Genomic DNA, 16298 nt, shown 5'->3' with positions numbered 1-16298 from the left:
GCAGGGGAGAGTCGATGCCGCCACCCCCTTTAGCGGCATCCGCGGATTCGCTGTTTAACCCGCGTTCGGTGGATTGGTTCCGGCGAGCGCGGATTTTATCGGAGGAAGAGGCTCCGCCCGGATCGCGGCGCGCCATGCGGTGGGCGACCGGCCCGTCCATTGGCGGAAGGCGCGGCGGAAGGCGGTGGCGTCGCTGAAATGGGTGTAGCGGGCGATCTCCGCGATCGGCACGCGCGGGTCGGCAAGCAGCCGGGCGGCGATGTCCCGCCGCGCCTGCGTGCGCAGCCGTACCAGCGACGTGCCTTCGGCCGCCAGCCGCCGCTTGAGCGTCGCCTCGCTGATGCTGAACGACCGCGCCAGCCACGCCGCCGTCGCGGGCGCCTCTCCGCTCGCCAGCATGGCGGCGAACAGGCGCGAGATGCGCCCGGACAGCGGGGTGTCCTTCGACCGGGGCAAGGCGAGGTCGAACGGGAAATGGCGGAGCAATGCGTCCAGCTCCTGCGGGGTGCGGATCACCGGCCGGTCGAGGCAGGCGGCGGGAAAGCCCAGGCTGTTCCCGGCCGCGCCATGGGTGATCGGGTGCGGCATCAGGTAGAAGATCGTCCGTTTGGGCAGCAACGGCGGATAGCGCATCGCCGCCTCGGCCAGCGGAATGTCCTCGCCGATCATCCAGCCGAACAGCCGGTGATAGGTGGAAAGGCCGGTGAGGTCGGAAAGATAGGCGCAGGCGTTGCGCACCGTGCGCTCGGTGACCATCTCCAGCCGCGCCATGTCCCCCTCCACCGACAGGATCAGCCGCCCGGCGCGCGGGCCGACCAGCGCGGAGAAGCGGTCGGCGCGCGCTATCGCGTCGCGCAGCGTGCGGCAGGTGATGACGCAATGGCACAGCATGTCGATGCCCGCCTTGGTCAGCGGCTCGCGCCCCTCCTGCCGCGCGGCGATCTCGTCGAGCGCCCAGGTGCAATGGGCGTAGAGCCGCGCGAAGTCCTCGTGCGAGAGCGCCGGGGCCGGCCCGCGCGGCGCCAGCAGCGCGGCGGAGAGATGCGCGAGGCCCGCCTGCCGCAGCAGCGCGGGGCCGTCGCCGCCATGGGCGCCGACCAGGCGCAGCAGGTCGCGCGCCACCGTCGCGGAGGCGCGGCCGGGCACCGGGCGGGACAGTTGCCTGGCGGACATGATCTCTTTTGTCATTATTTTTGATCTATTCCACCATTTCGCGCCCGCCGCCAATGGAGAAAAGAGGAAGGGCAACCGAAGGGACGAGGGAAGAGGGATGGGCGACACCGAAAGCCTGCTCGCGCGGATCGACCGGCTGGAATCGCTGGACGCGATCCGCCAGCTGCCCGCCAAATATGCGCTGGCGCTGGACATGCGCGATTCCGACGCCTGGGTGAACCTGTTCCCGGAGGATGTGCGCGTCGGCGGCGGCAGGCAGGGGCGTAAGGCGCTGCGCGACTGGTTCGACGAGACGCATTCGATGCAGTTCGACGGCACGTCCCACCATATCGGCGGCCACATCATCGATTTCGACGATCCCGACCATGCGCAGGGCGTCGTCTATTCGAAGAACGAGCATGAGGCCGGGCCGGAATGGGTGGTCATGCAGATGATGTATTTCGACCAGTATGAGCGGATCGGCGGGCGCTGGTATTTCCGCCGCCGCCTGCCGCTCTACTGGTATGCGAGCGACCTCAACAAGCCGCCCGTCGGCGATCGCAAGATGCGCTGGCCGGGGGTGCCGCCCTATCATGGCAGCTTTCACGACCTGTTCCCCAGCTGGAAAAGCTATTGGGCGCGGCAGGGTCGGCCGCATGACGGGCCGGTCGAGCCGCCCGCGCCGCTGGAAAAGTTCATCGAGACGATGCGGCGCGGCGCGCCCCTGCCGCGCCCGCGCGTGCGCAGCTGAGGGGCTTGCCCATGGCCGACATCTTCTCGTCGGTGCGGCTGGGCGCACTGGACCTCGCCAACCGCATCGTCATGGCGCCGATGACCCGCGACCGCGCCGGGCCGCGGGACGAGCCGACGCCGGCGATGGTCGACTATTACCGCCAGCGCGCCGGGGCGGGGCTGATCGTCACCGAGGGCACGCAGCCCTCGCCCGCGGGCAAGGGCTATTGGCGCACCCCCGGCATCCACAGCGAGGCGCAGGTCGATGGCTGGCGCAGGGTCGCCGACGCCGTGCATGGCGAAGGCGGGCGGATCGTGATGCAGCTGATGCATGTCGGCCGCGCGGCCGTGCGCGCCAACAAGGCGGCGGATGCCGAGACGATCGCGCCCTCGGCCATCGCCTGCCCCGACCTCATTCCCGGCCCCGACGGCGTGCCGCAACCGCCGGAGATGCCGCGCGCGCTCGCAACCGGGGAGATCGCCGGGGTGATAGAGGAGTATGCGACCGCCGCCCGCAACGCCCGGCGCGCGGGGCTGGACGGGGTGGAGCTGCATTGCGCGAGCGGCTATCTGCCGATGCAGTTCCTGTCCTCCAACAGCAATCTCCGCACCGATCGCTATGGCGGGCCGGTCGAAAACCGCATCCGCTTCGCGGTCGAGACGCTGGAGGCGCTCGCCGCCGCGATCGGGGCGGGCCGGGTGGGCCTGCGCATCTGCCCCGGCGTCGCCTTCAACGGCATGGCCGATGCCGACCCGGCGGAAACCCACGCCGCGCTGCTGCGGGCGGTGGACAGGCTGGGGCTGGCCTATGCGCATCTGATCCATATTCCCAACGACGGTTTCGACGCGCTCGACCTGGTCCGCGCCAACTGGAGCGGGCCGGTGATCGAGAATAACGGCCTGACGCCGGACAAGGCGCGCGCGCTGCTGGCGGAGGGGAGGGCCGACGCGGTGTCCTTCGGCCATGCCTTCATCGCCAACCCCGATCTGGTCGAGCGTTTCCGTAATGGCGTGCCGCTGGCGAAAGCGGACCGCGCGACCTTCTACACCGGACAGGGCGACGACCGGCGGGGCTATTGCGACTATCCGGCTTGGGGCGGGTGAGATTTCCGTTCGCCCTGAGTCCTTCGACAAGCTCAGCCCCAACGGTGGGAAAGATTCTTTCCGTCATGCCAGCGCAGGTTGGCATCTCGGACGGCGGCGCGCGGCATGGCCTGCGACCTCAGCCTTCGCTGGGGTGACGCGCATTAAAAAATACGCAATGGCATAAATATAATATGGAATATCGCATGATCGCGTATAATAATATCATCCATATAACGTATTTCAGAAAAGAGGATCACCCGTGACCGACATTTCGCTCCACACGCCCTATCCGGCCAGTGCGGTGGCCGCGTGGGATTTCCGCACCGATGTCGCGGTTGTCGGCTTCGGCGCGGCGGGGGCCTGCGCGGCGATCGAGGCGGCGGAGACGGGCGCGCGGGTGATGCTGTTCGAGCGGGGATCGGGCAGCGGCGGCGCCTCCGCGCTGTCGGGCGGCGAAATCTATATCGGCGGCGGCACCGACGCCCAGCGCGCCGCCGGGTTCGAGGACAGCAGCGAGGCGCTGGCCGCCTATCTCAAGGCGGCGGGCGGCCCCTGCGCGGACGAGGCGAAATGCGATCTCTACGCGCGGGAGTCGCTTGCCCATTATGAATGGCTGAAGGCGCAGGGCATCCCCTATCGCGGCAATTACCTGCCCGGCAAGCATATCGAGCCGACCGACGATTCGACGCTGATCTGGTCGGGCAGCGAGGCCGCCGCGCCCTTTTGCGACATCGCGCCGCCCACGCCGCGCGGCCATGTGATCCGGCATATGGGCTGGGGCGGCGGGCGGCCGCTGGTCGATCTGCTCGAAGCGCGGGCGCGCGCGCTCGGCGTCGAGGTCGTCACCGATGCGCGCGCGGTGGCGCTGGTCCGCGACGGGGAGCGCATCGTCGGCCTCGTCGTGCGCATCGACAATCAAAACCGCTTCGTCAGGGCCGAGCGCGGCGTCATATTGTGCACCGGCGGCTTCGTAATGAACGAGGATATGCGCCGCCGCTATTGCCCGGAAACGCTGCGCCTCAGCAGCCCGATCGGCGATCAGGACGACGGATCGGGCATAGAGATGGGCATGGGCGCGGGCGGCGACGCCATCCATATGGAGCAGTTCTTCACCACCTGCCCCTGGACCATGCCGGAACCGCAAGCCTGTGGCGTGCTGGTCAACCGGGCGGGCCAGCGTTTCATCAACGAGGATTGCTATCATGGCCGGGTGAGCCGCTTCGCCGTCGACCAGCTGGGCGAGCGGGTGTTCCTGCTGCTCGACAATGCGCATTTCTCTCAGCCGCTGGACCTGGCGGGCATGGGCATCGCGGGCACCGGCGACACATGGGAGGAGGTGGAGGCCGAGCTGGAGATGGCGCCCGGCACGCTTTCCGCAACCATGGCCTTCTACAACGCCCATGCGCGGGAGGGGGCCGACCCGCTGTTCGGCAAGCGCCCGCCGATCCTCACTCCGCTGGATCAGGGGCCGTTCGTCGCGCTGGAGATGCATTTCCGCGACAGCTTTTTCAGCTTCTTCACGCTGGGCGGCCTGCGCACATCGGTGGACGGCGAGGTGCTGGACCGCGCGGGGGAGCCGGTCGCGGGGCTGTTCGCGGCGGGGCGCACCACATCGGGCCTGCCCGCCTGGGGCCATGGCTACAGCTCCGGCATGAGCCTTGCCGACTGCACCTATTTCGGCCGCCGCGCGGGGCGGCGGGCTGCTGCGGGGTAGGGGGGCCTTCAGTTCCCCGGCGCGGAAATGTCGTATCCGCCCCGGTCGGGCGATTCCGCGCGCCAGCGGACCGATCCGAAGGGGCGCTCCAGCCAGCGCTCGACGCGGATGTCCTCGCCGCCGGTCAGAAAATCCCGCGCCTTTTGCTGCACCGCCATTTCCTCTTCGGTGACGCGGTTGCGCTGGCGCAGATAATCGTGCCAGGTCGGGCAGCGATAGCGCTCCACCCAGCGGTCGGGGTCGTTGATGTTGCGGCTCAGCGACCAGTCATAGGCGCCGTTGCGCGCGCGGATGCGCTGGATCCGGCGCATCAGGTCGTAGAAATCGCGCGCCTGCGCCGACGGCACGCGATAGCCCAGCTCTATGATGATCGGGCCGCTGCGCCCGGTGATCGCCATGTTCACCTCCGGGTCGGCCAGCGGCTCGTCCAGCGACCGGGCGGCGCTTTCCCGGTCGGCGATCGGCAGGAACAGGCCGATGACGGGCGAGACGAGCAGCAGCGCGGCCGCCGTCATCAGCGCGGCGGCGGTGCCGTGCTGCTCCGCGACGACGCCCCAGATCACGCTGCCCAGCGCGATGCCGCCCGCGACGGTGGCGTTCAGCGCCGCGATCGCGCGGCCCGTCACCCAGCGCGGCACGAACAGCTGCACCGCGATGTTGACCGTCGTCACCTGGATCATCCACGCCGCGCCCGCGACCAGCAGCACGGCGGAGCTGAGGATCAGGCTGTGGCTGAGCGCGAGGCAGGCGACGCTGGCGGCGAGCGCGATGCTGCACCCCTTCACCACCTTTTCGTTGCCGAACCGCCGCACCCGCTCCAGAATGAAGATCGCCGCGACCGCGCCGAGGCCGAAAAAGCCCAGCAATATGCCGAATATCTGCGCGGTGCCGCCCAGCATGTGCCGCGCCACCAGCGGCATCAGCGAGAGCAGCGAGGATCCCAGCATGCCGGTGACGAGCGAGCGGGCGATCGCCGTGCGCACCGGCTGCATATGGACGATGTAGCGCAGGCCCGACATCATCGCCCGGCCCAGCCGTTCGGGCGGCAGGCGGGTGGGCAGGGGCATGCGCCGCCACGCCAGCAACGCCAGCAGCATCGGGAAATAGCAGAGGAAATTGACGGCGAAGGCGGCCGCCGCGCCCGCGAAGGCGACGATCATGCCGCCGACCGCCGGGCCGAAGCTGCGCGCGACATTGTAGCTGATGCCGTTGAGCGCCACCGCCTGCGGCAGCAGCGGCGGGGGAACCTGCTCCCCGACGGAGGACTGCCAGGAAGGACCGAACACCGCCATGCCGCAGCCGATGAAGAAGCACAGCCCCAGCAGCACCCACGGCGTGATCCAGCCGATCAGCGAAAAGATCGCCAGCGCCAGCGCGCCCGCCACCGCGATGGCGAGCGAGGCGATCTGCGACTTGCGGCGATCGTACATGTCGGCGATGGCGCCCGCCGGAACCGCCAGCAGCGCCATCGGCAGGAAGGTCGCGGTCTGCACCATCGCCACCTTGTCCGCCGTCGAGATTTCCGCCATCACCCAGGCCGATCCGACCCCCTGTATGAGCGCGCCGGTGTTGGAAATCAGGCTGGCCAGCCAGATGTTGCGGAAGGTCGGAACGCCAAGGGGGGCGAATATCCCCTGCTTGCGGCCATGCTGCGGCTGGATCATCCCGCGTCCTCGATACAGGCCGGCGGGCGCGGATATCTATGGATCATAGGCGCTCTATAGAGGGTTTCCATATAAGTTCAATTTTCTATCCTTTGCGGGCGGTGATACCGTTCGCGGTGAAGGAGAGGAAGTCCCATGACCGATTTCGATTTCGCGCTGGGCGACAATGCCGACATGATCCGGGAGAGCGCGGCCCGCTTTTCGCAGGACAGGATCGCGCCGCTGGCCGCGGAGATCGACGAGAAGGACTGGTTCCCGCGCGAGGAGCTGTGGCCGGCCATGGGCGCGCTCGGCCTGCACGGCATCACCGTGGAGGAGGGCTATGGCGGCCTCGGCCTCGGCTATCTGGAGCATGTGGTGGCGCAGGAGGAGGTGGCGCGGGCGTCTGCCTCCATAGGTCTTTCCTATGGCGCGCACTCCAATCTCTGCGTCAACCAGATCCGCCGCTGGGGCAGCGAGGAGCAGAAGGCGCGCTATCTGCCCAGGCTCATATCCGGCGAGCATGTCGGCAGCCTCGCGATGTCGGAGGCGGGCGCCGGATCGGACGTGGTGTCGATGAAGCTGAAGGCGGAGAAGAAGGGCGACCGCTATATCCTCAACGGCACGAAATATTGGATCACCAATGCGCCTTATGCCGACACGCTGGTCGTCTATGCGAAGACGGGGGAAGGGGCGAAGGGCATCACCACCTTCCTGATCGAAAAGGGCATGAAGGGCTTTTCGATCGGGCAGAAGATCGCGAAGGTCGGCATGCGCGGTTCCCCCACGGCCGAACTGGTGTTCGAGGAGTGCGAGGTGCCGGAGGAGAATATCATGGGCCCGCTGAACGGCGGCGTCGGCGTGCTGATGTCGGGCCTCGATTATGAGCGCACCGTGCTGGCGGGCATCCAGCTCGGCATCATGCAGGCGTGCCTCGACGTGGTGCTGCCCTATGTGCGGGAGCGCAGGCAGTTCGGCAAGCCGATCGGCGCGTTCCAGCTGATGCAGGCGAAGATCGCGGACATGTATGTCGCATTGAACAGCGCGCGGGCCTATGTCTATGCGGTGGCGCGGGCCTGTGATGCGGGCCGGACGACGCGCTTCGACGCGGCGGGCGCGATCCTGCTCGCCAGCGAGAATGCGATGAAGACCGCGCTGGAGGCGGTGCAGGCGCTGGGCGGGGCGGGCTATACCAAGGACTGGCCGGTCGAGCGTTACATGCGCGACGCCAAGCTGCTGGATATCGGCGCGGGCACCAACGAGATACGCCGCATGCTGATCGGCCGGGAACTGATCGGGGCATGAGCGCGCCCGTTCTCGACACGAAGCTCTTGCCCGACAGCGAGGGCTTTCGCGCCAACGCCGCGCATAACCGCGCGCTGGCGCAGGAGCTGCGCGAGAAGGTCGCCGCCGCCGCGCGAGGCGGCCCGGAACGCGCGCGGGAGAGGCATGTCGCGCGCGGCAAGCGGCTGCCCCGCGACCGGGTGGAGCGGCTGCTCGATCCCGGCTCGCCCTTTCTGGAGATCGGCCAGCTTGCGGCGGGCGGCCTTTATCATGACGAGGTGCCGGGCGCGGGCATCATCGCCGGGATCGGGCGGGTGTCGGGGCGGCAGGTGATGATCGCCTGCAACGACGCGACGGTGAAGGGCGGCACCTATTATCCGGTCAGCGTCAAGAAGCATCTGCGCGCGCAGGAAATCGCGCTGGAGAACCGGCTGCCCTGTATCTATCTGGTCGACAGCGGCGGCGCCAACCTGCCCAATCAGGCGGAAGTGTTCCCGGACAAGGAGCATTTCGGCCGCATCTTCTACAATCAGGCGAACCTGTCGGCGCGCGGCATCCCCCAGATCGCCTGCGTGATGGGCAGCTGCACCGCGGGCGGCGCCTATGTGCCCGCCATGTCGGACGAAACGGTGATCGTCCGCAATCAGGGCACGATCTTCCTCGCCGGTCCCCCGCTGGTGCAGGCGGCGACCGGCGAGGTCATCAGCGCCGAGGATCTGGGCGGCGGCGACCTCCACGGGCGCAAATCCGGCGTGGTCGATCATGTCGCGGAAGATGACGACCATGCGCTCAGCATCGTGCGCGATATCGTCTCGACGCTGCAACCGGATCGCGCGCCGGACGTCGATCTGCGCGAGGCGCGGCCGCCGAAGTTCGACCCCGCCGAACTGTACGGCATCATCCCCGACGATGTGCGCGCGCCCTATGACGTGCGCGAGGTGATCGCGCGCATCGTCGACGGCAGCGAATTCCACGAGTTCAAGGCGCTCTACGGCACGACTTTGGTGTGCGGCTTCGCGCATATCTGGGGCATGCCGGTGGCGATCCTGGCGAATAATGGCGTGCTGTTCAGCGAAAGCGCGGTCAAGGGCGCGCATTTCATCGAACTGGCCTGCCAGCGGCGCATTCCGTTGCTGTTCCTCCAGAATATCTCCGGCTTCATGGTCGGCGGCAAATATGAGGCGGAGGGCATCGCCAAGCATGGCGCGAAGCTGGTGACGGCGGTGGCGACCGCGCAGGTGCCGAAGATCACCGTGCTGATCGGCGGCAGCTTCGGCGCGGGCAATTACGGCATGTGCGGCCGGGCCTATGGCCCGCGCTTCCTGTTCACCTGGCCCAATGCGCGCATCAGCGTGATGGGCGGCGAACAGGCCGCATCGGTGCTGGCGACCGTCCACCGCGACGCGGCGACGTGGACGGCGGAGCAGGCCGAGGCGTTCAAGGCGCCGATCCGCAGGAAATATGAGGATGAGGGCAACCCCTATCATGCGACCGCGCGTCTCTGGGACGACGGCATCATCGACCCGGCGCAGACCCGCGACGTGCTGGGGCTCGCCTTCGCCGCGACGCTGAACGCGCCGGTGCCGGAACGGGCGCAGTTCGGTGTGTTCAGGATGTGAGGGGCGAGATGGCTATCCCTTATCGTCATGCTGAACTTGTTTCAGCATCCATCGGGCCGCAGGGGATGAAGCCCCAGCGAGGGCGCGAGGTCCGCCCAATGCGGGTTGTCGCTCTCGATCAGGTTGATCTTCCACTGACGATGCCAGCGCTTCAGCTGCTTTTCCCGCAGGATCGCCCGTTCCATGTCGCCGAACATCTCGAACCGGACCAGAAGATGCACCGCATGGCGCGCGGTGAAGCCGCGAAGGCCGTTGCTCCGATGCTGATGCAGGCGGGAAATCAGGTCGGACGTCACACCGATATAGAGCGTCCCATAAGGCTTGCTGCTGAGGATATAGACGCAGGGCTGCTTTTCCATGTCGGCGCCGAGCGTGCCGCCAAATGGATGCTGAAACAAGTTCAGCATGACGGATCGGGGGAGGAATAGCATATGATCCAATCCCTGCTCATCGCCAATCGCGGCGAGATCGCCTGCCGGATCATCCGCACCGCGCGGCGGCTGGGCATCCGCACGGTCGCGGTCTATTCGGATGCCGACGCCGATGCGCTGCACGTCCGCTCGGCCGACGAGGCGGTGCATATCGGGCCGTCGCCCGCGCGCGACTCCTATCTGGTCGGGGAAAAGATCATCGCCGCCGCGAAGGCGACCGGCGCGGAGGCGATCCACCCCGGCTATGGCTTCCTCTCCGAAAATGCCGAGTTTGCGAGAGGGGTGATCGACGCCGGGCTGGTCTGGGTCGGGCCGGACCCGGCGAGCATCACCGCCATGGGCCTGAAGGACGCGGCCAAGCAGTTGATGTCCGACGCGGGCGTGCCGGTAACGCCCGGCTATATGGGCGAGAATCAAGACCCTGCCTTCCTCGCTCAGGAAGCGGCGAAGATCGGTTATCCCGTCCTCATCAAGGCGGTCGCGGGCGGCGGTGGCAAGGGCATGCGGCTGGTCGAGAAGGCCGGGGACTTCGCCGATGCGCTCGCTTCCTGCCAGCGCGAGGCGAGCGCGAGCTTCGGCAACGCGCATGTGCTGATCGAGAAATATATCCTCTCGCCCCGCCATATCGAGGTGCAGATATTCGGCGACCGGCACGGCAATGTCGTCCATCTGTTCGAGCGCGACTGCTCGCTCCAGCGGCGGCACCAGAAGGTGATCGAGGAGGCGCCCGCGCCCGGCATGGATGCGCGGACGCGCGCGGCGGTCTGCCGGGCGGCGGTCGATGCGGCGAAGGCGGTCGATTATGTCGGCGCGGGGACGATCGAGTTCATCGCCGACGGCTCGGAAGGGCTGCGCGCGGACCGCATCTGGTTCATGGAGATGAACACCCGGTTGCAGGTCGAGCATCCGGTGACCGAGGAGATCACCGGGCAGGATCTGGTCGAGTGGCAGCTGCGCGTCGCCAGCGGGGAGCCGCTGCCGAAACGGCAGGAGGAGCTGTCGATCACCGGCTGGGCGATGGAAGCGCGGCTTTATGCGGAGGACCCGGCGCGCGGCTTCCTGCCCTCGATCGGCACGCTCGACACGTTCGAGCCGGGAGGGGGCTGCCGCATCGACACCGGCGTGCAGCAGGGCGCGGAAATCTCGCCCTTCTACGATCCGATGATCGCCAAGCTCATCGCCCATGGCCCGACCCGCGACGCCGCGCGCTCCGCGCTGGCCGGGGCGCTGGACGATAGCGCGATCTGGCCGCTCAAGACCAATGCGGGCTTTCTGGTGAAGGCGCTGGAGCATCCCGATTTCGTCGCCGCGCGGCTCGATACCGGGCTGATCGGGCGCGAGGGCGATGCGCTGATGCCGCCCGCGCGGCCCGGCGAGGAGGCGCTGGCCGATGCCGCCGCCGCGCTGTCGCGGGGTGGCGGCCTTGCCGGATTCCGCCTCAACGCGCCGGTGCGGATGACGGGCAGCTTCCTGCTCGATGGCGAAGAGGTGACGATCGCCTATGATCCGCGCGAAGGCGGCGAAGGCGCGGAGGAGGTGCTGGTCGCCGAGGGCGGGCAGGTCTGGCGCCTGACCCGGTGGCGCGCCGGGGGCGCGGGCGGGGCGGATGCCTCCGATGGCGCGATCCTTTCGCCGATGCCCGGCCGCATCATCGCCGTCGCCGTTGCGGCGGGAGAGAAGGTGATCAAGGGGCAGAAGCTGCTGACGCTCGAAGCGATGAAGATGGAGCACAGCCTCGTCGCGCCGTTCGACGGCACCATCGCGGAGCTCAACGCCAGCGAAGGCGCGCAGGTGAGCGAGGGCGCGCTGCTGGTGAAGATCGAGAAAGCGGAATAGAACTGCTGGCGCGCGGCATAAAAAGGGGAGGTTGGATTGGCCGGGAAATATTTCGATCAATGGACGGTCGGCGAAAGGCTGGTCCATGAAATCCGCCGGACGGTGACGGAGACCGACAATCTCCTCTTCTCGACGATGACCCACAATCCGCAGCCGCTGCACATCGATGCCGAGGCGGCGAGGGCGAGCGAGTTCGGGCAGATCCTCGTCAACGGCACCTTCACCTTCGCGCTGATGGTCGGCCTGTCGGTGGGCGACACGACGCTGGGCACGCTGGTCGCCAATCTCGGCTACGACAGACTGGTGATGCCCAAGCCGGTGTTCATCGGCGACACGCTGCGCGCCGAAACCGAGGTGACGGAGCTGAAGCCCAGCACGTCGCGCCCCGGCGCGGGCATCGTCACCTTCACGCACCGTCTTCTCAACCAGCGCGACGAGGTGGTCTGCCAGTGCCTGCGCATGGCGCTGATCAAGGGCAGCGGTCAGGAAGCCGGGGCATGAAGCTGCGCTCGCTCCTCTTCGTCCCCGCCGACCGGCCGGAGCGCTTCGCCAAGGCGGCGGCGAGCGGCGCCGATGCGCTGATCCTCGACCTGGAGGATGGCGTCGCGCCGGAAAGGAAGGATGCGGGCCGCGCGGCCATCGCCCAATGGCTGGCGGGGGAGCGCCCTGTCGCCACCTTCGTGCGCGTCAATCCTCTCGACAGCGGGCTGACCGACGCCGACCTCGCCGCCGTGCTGCCGGGCCGACCGGACGGCCTCGTCCTGCCCAAGGCGGAAGGCGCGGCGAGCGTCGAAGCGCTGATCGGCAGGCTCGGCGCTGCGCCCGTTCCGGCGATCCTGCCTATTGCGACCGAGACCCCGGCCGCCATCTTCCAGCTCGGCAGCTATGGCGCGGTCGGCCCGCATCTCGCTGGCCTCACCTGGGGCGCGGAGGATCTGCCCGCCGCCATCGGCGCCGCCACCTCGCGCGAGGAGGACGGCCGCTACACGCCGCCCTATGAGATGGTGCGCAGCCTCACCCTCTTCGCCGCCCATGCGGCGGGGGTGGCGGCGATCGAGACGGTGTTCCCGCGCATCGACGATGCGCAGGCGCTCGCCGCCTATGTCGCCCGCGCGCGCCGCGACGGCTTCACCGGCATGATGGCGATTCACCCCGCGCAGGTGGCGGTCATCAACCGGGGCTTCACCCCCACGCAGGCCGAGGTGGCCCACGCCCGCGCCGTAATCGACGCTTTCGCCGCCCATCCGGGCGTCGGCGCGCTGAAGCTCGACGGCAAGATGATCGACCGCCCGCATCTGGTGCAGGCGCAGCGCATCATCGCGATGGGGGACGGGCGGGAATGACCCGCCGCCTTCATTCGCTGATCCACACCTCGACCGGCACCTTGTCCTGCCGCAGCACGGCGCGGATCGGCATGGCCTCGACCGGCCCCGTGCCCAGCGCCTCGCGATAGACCGCCTCCTTCGCCGCGCCGCCGATCTGGAGGATCAGCGCCCGGCTGTGCAGTAGGCCCGCGACGCTGAGCGACATGCGCTCATGCGGCGCCGCGGGCGGCGTGACCGCGAGCGTCAGCGCCTGCGTGGTCAGCCCCTCCTGCAACTCCCGCGCTTCGGGGAAGAGCGAGGCGGTGTGGCCGTCCTCCCCCATGCCCAGCAGCACCGCGTCGAAGGGCAGGGGCAGCGCGCGCATCGCCGCCTCGCAGGCGGGCTGGCCCTCGCGCGCGGTGGCCGCATCGTTCTTCATCGGCACGAAGCGCGCCGCGCTTGCCGGTCCCTGCAACAGATGCTCGCGGATCAGCCGGTTGTTGCTGTCGGCATGGTCGGCCGGAACCCAGCGCTCATCGACCTGCGCGACGATCACCTTGTCCCACGGCAGCGCCCTTTCCCGCAGCGCCTCGAACACGGCGGCGGGCGAGCGGCCGCCGGACAGGACGAGCGTGGCTGTGCCGCGCTGCCCGATCGCGGCGGCGAGCCGGTCGGCGATCGAGGCGGCGAGCGCTGTCGCGGCGGCAGGGGCGTCGGGGAAGCGATGTTCCTGAATGTCAGGCATGTCGTGTCTCTTGCTGCGTACCCCGGCGGCACCGGGGCGAAGCGCCCCTGATAGCCCGGATGGCGGTGCGGGGACATCCCCTCATCCATTCCTAGTCCATTTGAACGATGCACGCCTGCGTCCGCCCCGCCATGTAACGGATGACATCATATTTCAGGAGAGCAGCCCCCATGGATCATACGCGTCCCCGCCTTCGCTATGCCGTCATCGGCGCGGGCATGGCCGGCATTCTCGCCGGCGTGCGCCTCGGCCAGCAGGGAGAAGACTATACCATCTTCGAAAAGGCCGACCAGCTGGGCGGGACATGGCGGGAAAACCGCTATCCCGGCCTCACCTGCGACGTGCCCGCCCATGCCTATACCTACAGCTTCGCGCCCTATGCCGAATGGCACGCCTATTATGCGACCGGCGGCGAGATAAAGAGCTATTTCGAGCAGGTCGCGGAGAAATACGGCGTGCTGCCGCACATCCGCTTCGGCTGCGAGGTCGTCTCGACCGTGTGGGACGAGGAAAGGTCGCTCTGGCGCCTCGGCCTGTCGACCGGGGAAACGGTGGAGGCGGAGATCGTCATCGCCGCGTCGGGCGTGCTGCATCACCCGCGCCTGCCCGATATCGAGGGGAGGGAAAGCTTCGCGGGCAAGGCGTTCCACAGCGCCCGCTGGGACGACGACGCCCCGCTCGACGGCGCGCGCGTGGGCGTGATCGGCAACGGCTCGACCGGCGTGCAGATCATCACCGCGCTGAAGGACCGCGCGGCGCATCTGGTGCATTTCCAGCGCTCGCCGCAATGGATCATGCCGGTGCCCTATTTCGAATATAGCGAGGAGGAACGCGAGGCGTTCCGCAACGACCCGGCGCTGATCGACGCGATCCGCTACGACAAGGAATATTGGGAGAATATCTTCCGCTTCACCCGCGCGATCACCGACGTGAACGGGCCGGAAATCGCGATCATCGAGCAGCTGTGCCTCGACAATCTGGAAAACAGCGTGCGCGATCCCGAATTGCGCGAAAAGCTGCGCCCGGATTATCGCGCCGCGTGCAAGCGGCTGATCTATTCATGGAGCTATTATGACGCGGTCCAGCACCTCAATGTGTCGGTGGAGCGCGAGGGCATCGCGCGGATCGAGCCGGAGGGCGTGCGGCTGAAGGACGGGCGGCTGATCGAGCTGGACACGATCGTCTTCGCGACCGGCTTCCACGCGGACCGCTTCATCCGGCCGACGCAGGTGCTGGGCCGGGGCGGCGTGTCGCTCGACGATGTGTGGGCGCAGCGCCCGACCGCCTATTATGCGATCGGCATCCCGGACTTCCCCAATTTCTTCATGCTGAACGGCCCGACCGGCCCGGTCGGCAATTTCTCGCTGATCGACATCGCCGAGCGGCAATGGGGCTATATCGAGCAGTTGCTGGAGCCGCTGCGCACGGGCGAGGCGCGGACGATCGAGCCCAGCGCGCAGGCCCATGCCGATTATGAGGAACGCCGCATCGCCGCGGCCAAGACGACCATCTTCGGCTCCGGCTGCCAGAGCTGGTATCTGGACGCGACCGGCGTTCCGGCCAGCTGGCCGTGGAGCTACGAAGCCTTCGCCGACGCGATGGCCAAGCCGGTGATGGCCGATTACCGGATCGCGCGGCGGGAAGCGCTGGCGGAATAGCGCTGACAAAAAGGGACGGCGCACGGTTTTCCAGCGCCGTCTCCTCGATCCGCATCCTGCAACAGGCTGTTGCCAGATGCGGCTTGCGGCTAATCCTTGCCATTCCTATCCCGTCATGCCAGCGAAGGCTGGCATCTCACGAGGCGGCGCGCGGCATGGCCTGCGACCCCAACCTGCGCTGGGGTGACGACAAGGGCGGAGAGGCTGCTCGCCACCCGAAACCGTCATTATATCGGCCTTTCGGCTCCCTTTACACCCCGAACCCGCCGGACACCGAAATGGTCTGCCCCGTCACATAATTGGCGCGGCGGGAGGCGAAGAACACCGCCGCGCGGCCGATATCCTCCGCTGCGCCCCAGCGCTTGAGGCAGAGCAGCTTCTGCGTTTCCTCCACCCATTTGGCGTCGAACACGCCCTGCGCCGACAATTCGTGGAACATCCCTGCGTCGATCACGCCGATCAGCACCGAATTGGCGCGGATCTCGCGGCTCCCTTCCTCCTTGGCGATGCCCTTGATCAGCGCTTCGTTGATCGCCTTGGGCGCGACCGACAGCCCGTCCATCTTCGGCCACCAGTCATGCCCGGCGGACCCCAGATGAACGAAGGAGCCGCCGCCCTTTATCCGCATATGGGGGATGAAGGCGCTGGCGGCGTTGCGGAAACCGAAGGCTTCCACCTCCACCGCCTGGCGGAACTGGTCGTCGGTCCAGTCGGCGATCGGGATTTGCGGCACCAGCGGGCCCGCCGCCCAGATGACGCTGTGGATGCGGCCATGCTCGGCGGCCGCCGCGGCGGCCAGCGCGTCCATCGCCGCGCGCTCGCGCACGTCGATGCGGTGGATGCTCGCCCGCACGCCTTCGGCCCGGATCGCCTCGGCGGTGGCCTGCGCGACATCCTCCTTGCTGCGATAGCAGAGGGCGACATCGGTGCCCGCCTTCGCGAATTCGAGCGCGACGCCCTTGCCGATGCCGCCGCTGCCGCCGAAGACGATCGCCGCGCCGGCCGGGAAATCCTCGTTCATGCCTTTCCTCCCATCTTCATGATCCGTTAGACTCTGTCCGGTTCAGATTGAACCGGACAGAGTCCGGATAATC

Annotated in this window: 14 protein-coding genes; 9 read left to right on the top strand and 5 right to left on the bottom strand. The window is 68.1% G+C overall.

Features of this window, described 5'->3' with window-relative positions:
• Positions 1-54: 54 nt before the first annotated feature.
• Complete coding sequence (locus GGR43_RS13315; RefSeq protein WP_246343734.1) at positions 55-1173, bottom strand: helix-turn-helix domain-containing protein; 1119 nt, start codon at positions 1171-1173, stop codon at positions 55-57.
• 97 nt (positions 1174-1270) lie between these two features.
• Between GGR43_RS13315 and GGR43_RS13310 the strand changes: the two genes are divergently transcribed.
• The 3 genes from GGR43_RS13310 to GGR43_RS13300 all read left to right on the top strand — a co-directional run bounded on the left by GGR43_RS13310 (position 1271) and on the right by GGR43_RS13300 (position 4684).
• On the top strand, positions 1271-1903 hold the full coding sequence (locus GGR43_RS13310; RefSeq protein ID WP_188072470.1) for a nuclear transport factor 2 family protein: 633 nt from the start codon (positions 1271-1273) through the stop codon (positions 1901-1903).
• An 11-nt stretch (positions 1904-1914) separates the two neighbouring features.
• Positions 1915-2988: an alkene reductase gene (locus GGR43_RS13305; RefSeq protein WP_188072469.1), complete on the top strand. Its 1074-nt coding sequence runs from the start codon at positions 1915-1917 to the stop codon at positions 2986-2988.
• A 241-nt stretch (positions 2989-3229) separates the two neighbouring features.
• Positions 3230-4684, top strand: coding sequence for an FAD-binding protein (locus GGR43_RS13300; protein ID WP_188072468.1), 1455 nt, complete (start codon positions 3230-3232; stop codon positions 4682-4684).
• 8 nt (positions 4685-4692) lie between these two features.
• Here the strand turns inward: GGR43_RS13300 and GGR43_RS13295 are convergent, their stop codons facing one another.
• Positions 4693-6348 (bottom strand): MFS transporter, encoded by a 1656-nt coding sequence (locus GGR43_RS13295; RefSeq protein ID WP_188072467.1) that lies wholly within the window; start codon positions 6346-6348, stop codon positions 4693-4695.
• A 135-nt stretch (positions 6349-6483) separates the two neighbouring features.
• On the opposite strand from GGR43_RS13295, the gene GGR43_RS13290 reads away from it, so the two are divergent.
• Both GGR43_RS13290 and GGR43_RS13285 read left to right on the top strand, forming a co-directional pair.
• Positions 6484-7632 carry an acyl-CoA dehydrogenase family protein gene (locus GGR43_RS13290; RefSeq protein ID WP_188072466.1) on the top strand — a complete coding sequence of 383 codons (1149 nt, stop codon included), beginning with the start codon at positions 6484-6486 and terminating at the stop codon, positions 7630-7632.
• Complete coding sequence (locus tag GGR43_RS13285; RefSeq protein WP_188072465.1) at positions 7629-9230, top strand: carboxyl transferase domain-containing protein; 1602 nt, start codon at positions 7629-7631, stop codon at positions 9228-9230. The genes GGR43_RS13290 and GGR43_RS13285 overlap by 4 nt, the downstream gene beginning before the upstream one ends.
• 41 nt (positions 9231-9271) lie before the next feature.
• On the opposite strand, the gene GGR43_RS13280 is transcribed toward GGR43_RS13285, so the two are convergent.
• The gene (locus tag GGR43_RS13280; RefSeq protein WP_246343733.1) at positions 9272-9637 is read right to left on the bottom strand and encodes a GIY-YIG nuclease family protein; all 366 of its coding nucleotides are present in this window, start codon (positions 9635-9637) and stop codon (positions 9272-9274) included.
• 24 nt (positions 9638-9661) lie between these two features.
• Here GGR43_RS13280 and GGR43_RS13275 point away from each other — a divergent pair, with 24 nt between their 5' ends.
• The 3 genes from GGR43_RS13275 to GGR43_RS13265 are packed head-to-tail and all read left to right on the top strand — an operon-like array spanning position 9662 to position 12840.
• A complete protein-coding gene (locus GGR43_RS13275) occupies positions 9662-11497 on the top strand; it encodes an acetyl/propionyl/methylcrotonyl-CoA carboxylase subunit alpha (protein WP_188072464.1) in 1836 nt (611 codons plus the stop codon).
• A 36-nt stretch (positions 11498-11533) separates the two neighbouring features.
• Positions 11534-11998, top strand: coding sequence for a MaoC family dehydratase (locus GGR43_RS13270; RefSeq protein WP_188072463.1), 465 nt, complete (start codon positions 11534-11536; stop codon positions 11996-11998).
• Positions 11995-12840 carry an HpcH/HpaI aldolase/citrate lyase family protein gene (locus tag GGR43_RS13265; protein WP_188072462.1) on the top strand — a complete coding sequence of 282 codons (846 nt, stop codon included), beginning with the start codon at positions 11995-11997 and terminating at the stop codon, positions 12838-12840. Before GGR43_RS13270 ends, GGR43_RS13265 begins: the two co-directional genes overlap by 4 nt.
• A gap of 10 nt (positions 12841-12850) precedes the next feature.
• On the opposite strand, the gene pgl is transcribed toward GGR43_RS13265, so the two are convergent.
• Positions 12851-13546 carry a 6-phosphogluconolactonase gene (gene pgl, locus GGR43_RS13260; protein WP_188072461.1) on the bottom strand — a complete coding sequence of 232 codons (696 nt, stop codon included), beginning with the start codon at positions 13544-13546 and terminating at the stop codon, positions 12851-12853.
• Between the two features lie 170 nt (positions 13547-13716).
• Between pgl and GGR43_RS13255 the strand changes: the two genes are divergently transcribed.
• Positions 13717-15204, top strand: a complete 1488-nt coding sequence (locus GGR43_RS13255) for a flavin-containing monooxygenase (protein ID WP_188072460.1) — start codon at positions 13717-13719, stop codon at positions 15202-15204.
• Between the two features lie 250 nt (positions 15205-15454).
• On the opposite strand, the gene GGR43_RS13250 is transcribed toward GGR43_RS13255, so the two are convergent.
• On the bottom strand, positions 15455-16225 hold the full coding sequence (locus GGR43_RS13250) for an SDR family NAD(P)-dependent oxidoreductase (protein ID WP_188072458.1): 771 nt from the start codon (positions 16223-16225) through the stop codon (positions 15455-15457).
• Between the last annotated feature and the right edge of the window lie 73 nt (positions 16226-16298).

This window comes from Sphingobium jiangsuense, assembly GCF_014196495.1.
Taxonomy (GTDB): domain Bacteria; phylum Pseudomonadota; class Alphaproteobacteria; order Sphingomonadales; family Sphingomonadaceae; genus Sphingobium; species Sphingobium jiangsuense.
Note: the sequence above shows the minus strand (reverse complement) of the source record. Positions and strands in the feature narration are given on the sequence as shown.